General features: G+C 72.3%; 11 protein-coding genes. 4 read left to right on the top strand and 7 right to left on the bottom strand.

All coding sequences use genetic code 11. The features are described 5' to 3' along the window. Positions 1–163: 163 nt before the first annotated feature. The 4 genes from yjfF to AB7J25_RS28480 all read right to left on the bottom strand — a co-directional run bounded on the left by yjfF (position 164) and on the right by AB7J25_RS28480 (position 4,814). Positions 164–1,168 (bottom strand): galactofuranose ABC transporter, permease protein YjfF, encoded by a 1,005-nt coding sequence (yjfF, locus tag AB7J25_RS28495; protein ID WP_428514079.1) that lies wholly within the window; start codon positions 1,166–1,168, stop codon positions 164–166. Then, the gene (locus tag AB7J25_RS28490) at positions 1,168–2,187 is read right to left on the bottom strand and encodes an ABC transporter permease (RefSeq protein WP_428514077.1); all 1,020 of its coding nucleotides are present in this window, start codon (positions 2,185–2,187) and stop codon (positions 1,168–1,170) included. The genes yjfF and AB7J25_RS28490 overlap by 1 nt, the downstream gene beginning before the upstream one ends. Beyond that, on the bottom strand, positions 2,180–3,736 hold the full coding sequence (locus AB7J25_RS28485; protein ID WP_428514075.1) for a sugar ABC transporter ATP-binding protein: 1,557 nt from the start codon (positions 3,734–3,736) through the stop codon (positions 2,180–2,182). Before AB7J25_RS28485 ends, AB7J25_RS28490 begins: the two co-directional genes overlap by 8 nt. 64 nt (positions 3,737–3,800) lie before the next feature. Next, the gene (locus AB7J25_RS28480; protein WP_428514073.1) at positions 3,801–4,814 is read right to left on the bottom strand and encodes an ABC transporter substrate-binding protein; all 1,014 of its coding nucleotides are present in this window, start codon (positions 4,812–4,814) and stop codon (positions 3,801–3,803) included. A gap of 220 nt (positions 4,815–5,034) precedes the next feature. On the opposite strand from AB7J25_RS28480, the gene AB7J25_RS28475 reads away from it, so the two are divergent. Beyond that, entirely contained in the window at positions 5,035–6,012 is a 978-nt protein-coding gene (locus AB7J25_RS28475) for a LacI family DNA-binding transcriptional regulator (protein ID WP_428514083.1), read from the top strand. Between the two features lie 13 nt (positions 6,013–6,025). Here the strand turns inward: AB7J25_RS28475 and AB7J25_RS28470 are convergent, their stop codons facing one another. Together AB7J25_RS28470 and AB7J25_RS28465 are read right to left on the bottom strand one after the other, a co-directional pair. After that, positions 6,026–7,243, bottom strand: a complete 1,218-nt coding sequence (locus tag AB7J25_RS28470; RefSeq protein WP_428514071.1) for an RNA polymerase sigma factor — start codon at positions 7,241–7,243, stop codon at positions 6,026–6,028. A 13-nt stretch (positions 7,244–7,256) separates the two neighbouring features. Then, positions 7,257–7,544 carry a YciI family protein gene (locus tag AB7J25_RS28465; protein WP_428514081.1) on the bottom strand — a complete coding sequence of 96 codons (288 nt, stop codon included), beginning with the start codon at positions 7,542–7,544 and terminating at the stop codon, positions 7,257–7,259. 294 nt (positions 7,545–7,838) lie between these two features. Between AB7J25_RS28465 and AB7J25_RS28460 the strand changes: the two genes are divergently transcribed. From AB7J25_RS28460 to AB7J25_RS28450, 3 genes are all read left to right on the top strand, one after another. Then, on the top strand, positions 7,839–8,036 hold the full coding sequence (locus AB7J25_RS28460; RefSeq protein ID WP_428514069.1) for a hypothetical protein: 198 nt from the start codon (positions 7,839–7,841) through the stop codon (positions 8,034–8,036). Between the two features lie 29 nt (positions 8,037–8,065). Further along, on the top strand, positions 8,066–8,269 hold the full coding sequence (locus AB7J25_RS28455) for a DUF6069 family protein (RefSeq protein ID WP_428514067.1): 204 nt from the start codon (positions 8,066–8,068) through the stop codon (positions 8,267–8,269). Between the two features lie 96 nt (positions 8,270–8,365). Further along, positions 8,366–8,707 (top strand): excalibur calcium-binding domain-containing protein, encoded by a 342-nt coding sequence (locus tag AB7J25_RS28450; protein ID WP_428514065.1) that lies wholly within the window; start codon positions 8,366–8,368, stop codon positions 8,705–8,707. A 3-nt stretch (positions 8,708–8,710) separates the two neighbouring features. Here AB7J25_RS28450 and AB7J25_RS28445 read toward each other — a convergent pair whose 3' ends face one another. Further along, on the bottom strand, positions 8,711–9,520 hold the full coding sequence (locus tag AB7J25_RS28445; RefSeq protein WP_428514063.1) for an LLM class flavin-dependent oxidoreductase: 810 nt from the start codon (positions 9,518–9,520) through the stop codon (positions 8,711–8,713). Positions 9,521–9,758 lie beyond the last annotated feature (238 nt).

Genomic DNA, 9,758 nt, shown 5'->3' with positions numbered 1-9,758 from the left:
CGCCGGCGAGCTCGGCGCCGTCCGAGACCCGGACGACGACGGCGCGCCCGGAGAGGGTGCCGAAGTCGACCCCGATGGTCACGGCGGGCTTCATGACGCCTCCTGGACGAGGTGAACGTTCACAACATGGATCGGGCGGGATGCACCTGCGGGCGGTGCGGGCTCACGGGCGGCGCACGACCAGGCGTTGCAGCAGGACGAAGGCGAGCAGGAGGACGCCGATGACGATCTTCGTCCACCAGGAGCTGAGGGTGCCCTCGAAAGAGATGAAGGTCTGGATCAGGCCGAGCACCAGCACACCCAGCATCGAGCCGACCACCAGCCCGACGCCGCCGGAGAGCAGCGTCCCGCCGATGACGGTGGCGGCGATCGCGTCCAGCTCGGTGCCGACGGCCGCGAGGCTGTAGCCCGAGAGCGAGTAGAAGGTGAACAGCAGCCCGCCGAGCGCTGAGCACGTTCCGCTCACGACGTAGACGCCGACACGGATGCGGCCCACCGGGAGGCCCATCAGCATCGCGGAGTGGGCGTTGCCGCCCACGGCGTAGACGGTGCGCCCGAAGCGGGTGTACGCCAGCACGTACGCCGCGACGGCGACGACCGCCACCGCGATCAGGGCAGACGGGGTGAACGAGAGGTCCGTCCCGGGGATGTAGAGCGCCGTCGTCGCGATCGTGGTGAACAGCGGATCCCGGATCGGGATGGACTCGACGCTGATCACGTAGCAGAGCCCCCGGGCGAGGAACATTCCCGCGAGCGTCACCACGAAGGGCTGGATGTCGAGGAAGTGGATCACCGCACCCATCGCGAGCCCGAGTGTCGCCCCGACCAGAAGCACCAGCACCATCACCGGGACCGGCGACCAGCCGTCGGCGAGCAGCTTCGCGGCCATCACGCCGGAGAGCGCCACCACGGAACCGACCGACAGGTCGATCCCCCCGGTGAGGATCACGAACGTCATCCCGACGGCGAGCACGATGAGGAAGGCGTTGTCGACGAAGAGGTTGAGCAGGACCTGCGCGGAGAAGAAGCCCTCGTAGCGCAGCGATCCCACGCCGAACAGGGCCACGAACAGCACGAACGTCGCGATCGTCGGCAGCGAGTCGCGCGCTGGGATGCGGGAACGGCGGAGGGCGGTGGTGCCGACGAGCGGCGGCAGCGTGGCGGTCATCAGGCGCTCACCTTCACGGGTTCGGGCGCGGGAGCCGGGCGCACGAGCGCGCGCATCCTCTCCGACTGCAGCAGGCACACGACGATGATCACGGCCGCCTTGAACACGAGCGTGACCTCCGGCGGGATGCCCGTGGTGTAGACGGTGGTGGTGAGCGTCTGCAGGATCAGCGCACCGATCAGCGTCCCGCCGATGGAGAACCGGCCGCCGGACAGCAGCGTGCCGCCGATGACGACGGCGAGGATCGCGTCGAGCTCGATCCAGAGCCCCGCGTTGTTGGCGTCCGCGGCGGTGACGTTCGAGCTGATCATCAGGCCGGCGATGCCCGCGCAGAGCGCGGAGAACACGTAGACCGACCAGATCAGGCCGCGGGCGCGCACGCCGGCGAGGCGGCTCGCCACCGGGTTGATGCCGACCGACTCGAGCAGCATGCCCAGCGCCGTGCGCCGCACGACGACGGCGACCAGCACGAACACCACGGCGGCGATCACCACCGACACGGGCAGGCCGAGCAGGAAGCCGCCGCCCAGCTCGCCGAACAGCGGGTTGTTCACCGTGATGATCTGGCCGTCGGTGATCAGCATGGCGACCCCGCGGCCCGCGGTCATCAGCACGAGCGTCGCGATGATCGGCTGCACACCGAGCGCGGCCACGAGCAGCCCGTTCCAGGCGCCCAGGACGAGCGCGAGGACCAGCGCGATCCCGATGCCCACGAGCGCGGCGCCGGGGCTCGCCGGGTCCGGGGAGGTGACGATCCAGGTGCAGGCCACCGAGCCTGCGATCGCGACCGTGGCGCCGACGGACAGGTCGATGCCGCGGGTGGCGACGACCAGCGTCATGCCCAGGGCGATGAGCGCGGTGGGCGCGCCGTTCTTCAGGATGTCGATCAGGCTGCCGTACAGGTGGCCGTCGTCGACGCGCAGCGAGAGGAACCCGGGCGTGACGGCGACGTTGAACGCCATCAGCGCGAGCAGGGCGACGACCGGCCAGAACAGCGGGGAGCGGACGAGCTCACGCACGGTCGTCACCCCCGCTCGCGATCAGCTCCATGACCCGGCCGACGCAGGCGTCCTCGCGGCCCAGCTCGGCGACCTTGTACCGGTCGCGCAGCACCGCGACCCGGTCCGAGAGGCGCAACACCTCCTCCAGCTCGGCGGAGATGAACACCACTGCCAGGCCGTCAGCGGAGAGATCCGCGACGAGCTTCTGCACCTGGGTCTTCGCGCCGATGTCGATGCCGCGGGTGGGCTCGTCGAGGATCAGCAGGCGGGGTTCGGTGATCAGCCAGCGGGCGAGCAGGCACTTCTGCTGGTTCCCGCCGGAAAGGTTGCGGATGAGCGCGTCCGGGTTCGCGGGCCGGACGTCGAGCGCGGCGATCCAGCGCTCCACCAGCTCGTCCATGGTGCGCCGCGGGATCCGCCGGGCCCAGCCGCGGCGGGCCTGCAGGGCGAGGACGAGGTTGTCGCGGACGGTGAGGTCGCCGATCAGGCCCTCGCCCTTGCGGTCCTCGGAGCAGAACGCGACGCCCTCGGCGACCGCGGTGAGCGGGCTGCGCAGCCGGACGGTCCGCCCGCCGATCTCCATCTCGCCGGAGTCGGCACGGTCGGCGCCGAACAGCAACCGGGCGAGCTCGGTGCGCCCGGAGCCGAGCAGGCCCGCGAGGCCCAGCACCTCCCCGGGCCGGACGGTGACGTCGGTGGGCGCGATCGCGCCGGTGCGCCCCAGCCCTGACGCCGCGAGCACCGGTTCGACCTGCGCGGACACGTCGCCGTGCGGCTCGTGGTCCAGGTCGGTCAGCGCGGCGAGCTCGTGGCCGACCATCTTCGCGACCATCTCGACGCGCGAAAGCGCGACGAGCGGGTACTCGCCGACGAGCTTGCCGTTGCGCAGGATCGTCGCGCGGTCGGCGATCTCGTAGACCTGGTCGAGGAAGTGCGACACGAAGAGCACCGCGACACCGCGCTCCCGCAGCTCGCGGACCACGCGGAAGAGCTCGGCGACCTCGCCCGCATCCAGGCTGGACGTCGGCTCGTCGAGGATCAGGACGGCGGCGTCGACGTCGACCGCGCGGGCGATGGCCACCAGCTGCTGGACGGCGACGGGGTGGTCGCCGAGCCGGGAGTCGGGATCGACGTCGAGGTTGAGCCCCGCGAGCAGCTCGCGGGCCCGCGCCCGCATGGTGCGCCGGTCGATGCGGGCCCACCTGCGGGGCTCGCGTCCGAGGAGGATGTTCTCCGCGACCGACAGGTTCGGGCAGAGGTTGACCTCCTGGTAGACGGTGGCGATCCCCGCCTCCTGGGCGGCGCCGGGGCCGGAGAACACCGTCTCCGTGCCGCGCACGGTGATCGTCCCGGCGTCGATGCCGTACACGCCGGTGAGGGCCTTGATCAGGGTGGACTTACCTGCCCCGTTCTCGCCCATCAGGGCGTGCACCTCCCCGGGCAGCAGGCGGAAGTCGACGCCGTCGAGGGCCTTCACCCCGGGAAAGCCGATCTCGATGCCGCGCATCTGCACGACGGGGTTCGGTGCCGTCCGCCTCGGCGGGGGTGCGGTGGTCGCTGCGGTCATCGTCGTCCTTCCTCGCCGCCGGGTGGTCCCGGTGGCGCATCGTGCGCCACCGGGACCGCGGGCGTCAGTACTGGCGGCTGGCCAGCACCTCGGCCGCCTGCTCCTGGGTGAAGGTCGTCTCCTCGGTGACGACGCGCTGCGGGACCGGCTCGCCCGCGACCACCTTCTGGGCGAGATCCATCAGCTGCGGGCCGAGCAGTGGGTTGCACTCGACGATGAAGTTGATCTTCCCCTCGGACAGGGCCGTCATGCCGTCCTTGACGGCGTCCACCGAGATGATGGTGATGTCCTTGCCCGGCACCTTGCCCGCGGCCTCGATCGCCTCGATCGCGCCGAGCGCCATGTCGTCGTTGTGGGCGTAGACGACGTTGATCGTCGGCTGGGACTTGAGGAAGGCCTCCATCACCTGCTTGCCGCCGGAGCGGGTGAAGTCGCCGGTCTGCGACGCCACGACGGAGATGTTCGGGTTGGCGGCGATCGCCTCGGCGAAGCCCTCCTTGCGGTCGATCGCCGGGGCCGCGCCGGTGGTGCCCTGCAGCTCGACGACGGCGACCGGGCCGGCCGGTGCGTTCTGGACCAGCCAGTCGCCCGCCTTCTTGCCCTCGGCCACGAAGTCGGACCCCAGGAACGTCTTGTAGAGCGTGGTGTCCTCGGAGTCCACGGCGCGGTCGGTGAGGATCACCGGGATGTTCGCGCGCTTGGCCTCGAGCAGCACCGCGTCCCAGCCCGTCTCGACCACCGGCGAGAAGGCGATGACGTCGACCTTCTGCTGGATGAACGAGCGGATCGCCTTGATCTGGTTCTCCTGCTTCTGCTGGGCGTCGGAGAACTTCAGCTCGACACCGGCCGCGGCGGCCGAGTCCTGGATCGACTTGGTGTTGGCGGTACGCCATCCGCTCTCGGCGCCCACCTGGGAAAAGCCCATGACGATCGGCTCGCCTGCGGCCGGGGCGGCGCCGGGGGCCGGTGCACTCGCAGGCGAGCTGCACGCAGCGAGGCCGGCGGCGAGTGCCACCGTCGCCGCCACGCGGGCGAGCACGCCACGGCGAGAGATCAGCCTGGGTGTCTTCGTCGACATCGCATCTCCTCGGGAGTCGTTCACACCACGGCGCACCGGGGTTGTGTGGCTCACATTGTTAACGTGAACATTCCAGGGCGTCAAGACTCGCATGTCGGACCGTGACCTGTAAGCTGACCATCGCCGACCCGGCATGTGGACGACATGTGATCGCTCACGGAAGGCGTCGGGAAGGGAGTGCGGAGGGGTGGGCGAACCGAAGCTCGACCGCGGACCGTCGATGTTCGACGTCGCGCGCCTCGCGGGAGTGTCCCACCAGACCGTCTCCCGCGTCCTCAACGACCACCCGAACGTCCGCGAGGCCACCCGCAGGCGCGTGACGGCGGCGATCACCGAACTGGGCTACCGGCCCAACCGCGCCGCCCGCGCGCTGGTCACCGGCCGCTACCGCTCGATCGGTGTCATCGCGCCCCGCTCCACCCTGTACGGGCCGGCGTCGCTGCTCGCCGCCTTCGAGGAGCAGGCGGCGCTGGCGGGCTTCACCGTCAGCGTCTCGCGCATCCGCACCTTCGACACGTCGGTCATCCGGTCCTCGGTGGTCGACCTGCTCGACCAGCGCGTCAGCGCCGTCGTCGCCATCGCCCCGCTCCCCACCGCCGCCGAAGCCCTGGACGACCTCCCGGCCGACATGCCGCTCGTCGCCATCGACGGCCACGTCGCCCACCGCGGTGCCACCGTCACCGTGGACCAGCACGCGGGGGCCCGGCTCGCCACCGCTCACCTGCTCGATGCGGGCCACGCAGGCGTCTGGCACGTCTCCGGCCCCGAGGACTGGTTCGACGCCGCGGGCCGGGTCGCGGGCTGGACCGAGGAGCTGCGCTCGCGCGACCTCGACGTGCCGCCCGTCGTCCAGGCGGACTGGTCGGCCGCCTCGGGCTACCGCGCCGGGCAGCTCCTCGGTCGCATGCCCGAGGTGACGGCCGTCTTCGCCGCGAACGACGCCATCGCGCTCGGGCTCCTGCACGCGCTGCACGAGCTGGGCCGCCGCGTCCCGCAGGACGTGAGCATCGTCGGCTTCGACGACGTCCCCGAGGCCGCCCACTACATCCCGCCGCTCACCACCGTGCGCCAGGACTTCGACGCCGTCGCCCGCGAGAGCCTCGCCGTCCTCCTGGACCGGCTCAACGGTGCCGAGGACGCGGGGGACCGGATCGTCACCCCGACGCTCGTGGTGCGCGACAGCGTGGCGCGGGTCTAGCCGGGCGTTCCGCTCACCCGACGAGCTCGCCGCGCCTGCGTGACAGGTACGCGCGTTCAGCGGAGTTCTGCGTCGCGGCGACGGCGGCGTCGTACGCCAATCTGGCCTCTGCGCTGCGGCCGAGCCGGCGGAGCAGTTCCGCTCGGGTCGCGTGCCAGGCGTGGTAGGTCGACAGCGGGAGACCGTCGACGATCGCGAGCGCGACCTCGGGGCCGTCGAGCTCGGCGACCGCGACCGCCCGGTTGAGGGCGACGATCGGTGACGGGTCGAAGCGGGTGAGCTGGTCGTAGAGGGCGGCGATCTGCGACCAGTCCGTCGCCGCGGCGGTGGGGGCGTCGGTGTGGACGGCGTTGATCGCGGCGAGCACCTGGTAGCGGCCGGGGCGGTTGAGCGTCAGGCAGGTGCGGACCAGGTCGTGGCCCTCGCCGATCAGGGCGCGGTCCCAGCCGCCGCGGTCCTGGTCGGCGAGCGGCACCAGCTCGCCGCCCCGCACGCGTGCCGGCCGCCGGGCCTCGATGAGCAGCAGCAACGCCAGCAGGCCGGTGACCTCGGGCTCCGGCAGCAGGTCCTGCAGCACCCGCGCGAGACGGATCGCCTCGGCGGTGAGCTCGGCCCGCACCGGAGCGCCGTCACCCGTCGACAGGTAGCCCTCGTTGAAGACGAGGAAGAGCACCGTGAGCACCGTGCCGACCCGCTCGGGGAGGTCGGCGGCGTCGGGGACCCGGTAGGGGATCTTCGCGGCCGCGATCTTCTTCTTGGCCCTCGTGATGCGCTGCGCCATCGTGGTCTCGGGGACGAGGAACGCGTCGGCGATCTCGGCGACGGTCAGGCCGCCCAGCAGCCGCAGCGTCAGCGCGATCCGTGCGTCCTGCGCGAGTGCCGGGTGGCAGCAGGTGAAGACGAGCCGTAGCCGGTCGTCCTCGACGGGGCCGGTCGGCTCGCGGGCAGTGTCGTCGTTCAGCATGGATGCCGCCTGGTGCTTCGCGTCGCGCAGGTTCTCGCGGCGGAGCCGGTCGATCGCGCGGTTGCCTGCCGTCGTCGTCAGCCACGCCCCGGGGTTCGGCGGGACGCCGGAGGTGGGCCACTTCTCCAGAGCGGCCACCAGCGCCTCGCCGGCCGCCTCCTCGGCGATGTCGATGTCGCCGAAGCGGCGGACCAGCGAGGCGATCAGGCGGCCGTACTCCGCACGGAAGACGCGTTCGACCGCCGCCGCGGTGGCCGGACCCGTCATGTGCCGGGCCGGTTCAGGCGAGGCCGTCGAACGGCCGGACCTCGACCTTGCCCCGGCACGCCTTCGAGCCCTCCGCGGCGAGCCTGAGCGCGACGTCGAGGTCGGGCGCGTCGATCACCCAGAAGCCGCCGATGACCTCCTTGGTTTCCAGGTAGGGGCCGTCGGTCATGACCGGCGCCTCGCCCTGCCCGTCCACGACCGTCGCGGTCGCCGCAGGCGCCAGGCCGCCGGCGAAGACCCAGTAGCCGTCGGCCTTCAGCGTGTCGTTGAAGGCCCCGGTCGCGGCGAACGCCTCCTCCATCGCCTCACGGGACCCGTAGCTGCCGAACTCGGTCGGCTCGGCGGGGCCGTGCACCGCCAGCAGGTAGTGCGTCATGTCCGGTCTCCTCAGCTCTGGGGCGGTCCGGTGACCGCCTTGCACCCTCACCACGAACGGCATCGCTGCGATACGACAACCTGCCACAGAGATCTTCGGCCGGCCCGGGTCCGGGCGCGGCCAAGATTTTTCCGGACGGGTGTCGTATCCGGCCGGAGCCGTTCGTGGACAGGGCACGGAGCGGGTCACGAGGCCCGCCGCGAACCGGAGGAGCCCGCAATGTCCGCCACTGCAGACGCCATCATCACCCGCACCGTCCCCACCGCGTCGCGGCCCACCGTGTGGAAGCACGGCCTCGGCATCGCCGCCGTCGCCTCCGTCGCCACGACGGCGCTCGCCGCGGCCGCCTCGGCCGCGGGCGTCTCGTTCGCAGGCCCTACCGTTGAGAGCATCCCCTGCTCGGCTTCGCACAGCTGACCTTCGTCTTCTCCCTGATCGGCGTCGGGATGGCGGCGGTCATGGCGCGGACGGCGCGCCGCCCGCGCCCGACCTTCGTGCGGACCACCGTCGTGCTCACGGTCCTGTCCTGCGTGCCGGACGTGACGTTCGGCTTCGATGTGGCCTCGGCCCTCACGCTGATGGCCCTGCACGTCGTGGCCGCTGTGATCGTGGTTCCGGTCCTGGCGAACCGGCTGGCGGACGCCCGCTGATCCGGTCGGCCCGGCCGGCCGGGAACAGCGGCACGGAGGGGGCGGGGCGGCCGGACGGCGGACGAGCGGCCGCGCGACGCCGGGGGACCGGGCGGGGTGCAGCCGCTGCTCGGGGTGCCTGCCGGGGCCCCGACGCCGTCGGCGACGCCGGCGGTGCCGCCCGTCGCGACCTCGACCGCACCTGCGCCGCCTCCCGCGACCACCCCGGCACGCACGACGGCGGCCGCCGCGCCGAAGCCGGCACCCCAGCCTGCCCCCAAGCCCGCCCCGAAGCCCGCGCCCAAGCCCGCCCCGAAGCCGGACTCCGCGCCCTCCGGCGTCTACTACAAGAACTGCGCCGCGGCTCGCGCCGCCGGAGCGGCGCCGCTGCACCGGGGCGAGCCCGGCTACCGCGCCGGGCTCGACGGCGACAGCGACGGCACGGCCTGCGAGCGCTGACCTTCATCTGCCGGCGAGCAGCTCCACGACTGGCGCCATCTCCTCCAGGTACAGGCTGTTGACCTTCACGTAGGAGATGCCGAGGGCATCGCGGCGGCGCAGCAGCTCGTCGGCCATGGCCCGCGGGTCGGCGCCCGGCAGGAGCATGAGCGAGTCGGCGGCGACCAGCTCGTCCACCGTGGCGCCGAGGTTCTGCGCGGCCCAGGGCGGCAGCTCGCCGTCGCCGACGGCGAACAGGTTGATCGAGAGCTCCAGGTCGCGCCCGTCCGCCCGCCCGCGCAGGTCGGCCACCATCGCGGCGACCTCCGTGCGCGGCGTGAGGGCAGGCGCCGCCAGCGTGACGACGTCCGCCAGCCGGGCGGCGAGCGCCCGTGCCTTCGGGCCGCGCGCCGCCACGAGCACGGGTGTGCGCGTGTCGCCGTCCAGCTCGCGCAGGTGCGTGACGGCCAGCTCGACGTCTGCGAGCCGCTCGGCGGTGGTGCGGAATGGTAAGCCGAAGCTCTCGGCGGCCTCCCGCGTGCGCGGCAGCCCCGTCCCGATGCCGAACTCGAAGCGCCCGCCCGTGAGCTGCGTCATCGTGTGCGCCTCCCAGGCCGCAGAGCGCGGCGGGCGCAGCGGGGCGGCCAGCACGAACGTGCCGACCGTCAGGTCGGTGACGGCCGCGGCCATCGCGAGCGACGGGAACGGGGACGGCAGCGCGACACCGTCGGGCATGAGCAGCGACGAGTAGCCGAGATCGGCGATCCGGCGGGCCTGGTCGAGCCAGGTGTCGGGCTGGGGGACGGCGACGACGCCGAAGCGGAAGGGGGGCATGAACCTCACGCTACACGTAATCGTGACAAGTTGTAATGATTATTCTTTATATACGACACCCGGCCCGGAGGCGGGAGGCCTCCGGGCCGGGGTGTCACCGCGGGAAGGTGCTCAGCTGCCGCTGAGGAGGACGCGGCCGAGGGTGCGGAAGATGATCGTGATGTCGAGGGTGGGGGTCCAGGTGTCGATGTAGAGGTTGTCGTAGTGGGCGCGCAGGGGGATGGAGGTGTCGCCGCGC

The sequence above is a fragment of the Pseudonocardia sp. genome, assembly GCF_050246655.1.
Taxonomy (GTDB): Bacteria; Actinomycetota; Actinomycetes; order Mycobacteriales; family Pseudonocardiaceae; genus Pseudonocardia.
The sequence above is the reverse complement of the archived record's forward strand: the minus strand, read 5'-3'. Positions and strand labels throughout refer to the sequence as shown.

Bases quoted from the DNA above. Each gene is read 5' to 3' on its own strand.
- AB7J25_RS28475 (WP_428514083.1), top strand. From the start codon at position 5,035: ATGTTCGACGTCGCGCGCCTCGCGGGAGTGTCCCACCAGACCGTCTCC.
- AB7J25_RS28455 (WP_428514067.1), top strand. From the start codon at position 8,066: ATGGCGGCGGTCATGGCGCGGACGGCGCGCCGCCCGCGCCCGACCTTC.
- AB7J25_RS28445 (WP_428514063.1), bottom strand. From the start codon at position 9,520: ATGCCCCCCTTCCGCTTCGGCGTCGTCGCCGTCCCCCAGCCCGACACC.
- AB7J25_RS28465 (WP_428514081.1), bottom strand. From the start codon at position 7,544: ATGGAGGAGGCGTTCGCCGCGACCGGGGCCTTCAACGACACGCTGAAG.
- AB7J25_RS28470 (WP_428514071.1), bottom strand. From the start codon at position 7,243: ATGACGGGTCCGGCCACCGCGGCGGCGGTCGAACGCGTCTTCCGTGCG.
- AB7J25_RS28485 (WP_428514075.1), bottom strand. From the start codon at position 3,736: ATGACCGCAGCGACCACCGCACCCCCGCCGAGGCGGACGGCACCGAAC.
- AB7J25_RS28480 (WP_428514073.1), bottom strand. From the start codon at position 4,814: ATGTCGACGAAGACACCCAGGCTGATCTCTCGCCGTGGCGTGCTCGCC.
- yjfF (WP_428514079.1), bottom strand. From the start codon at position 1,168: ATGACCGCCACGCTGCCGCCGCTCGTCGGCACCACCGCCCTCCGCCGT.
- AB7J25_RS28460 (WP_428514069.1), top strand. From the start codon at position 7,839: ATGTCCGCCACTGCAGACGCCATCATCACCCGCACCGTCCCCACCGCG.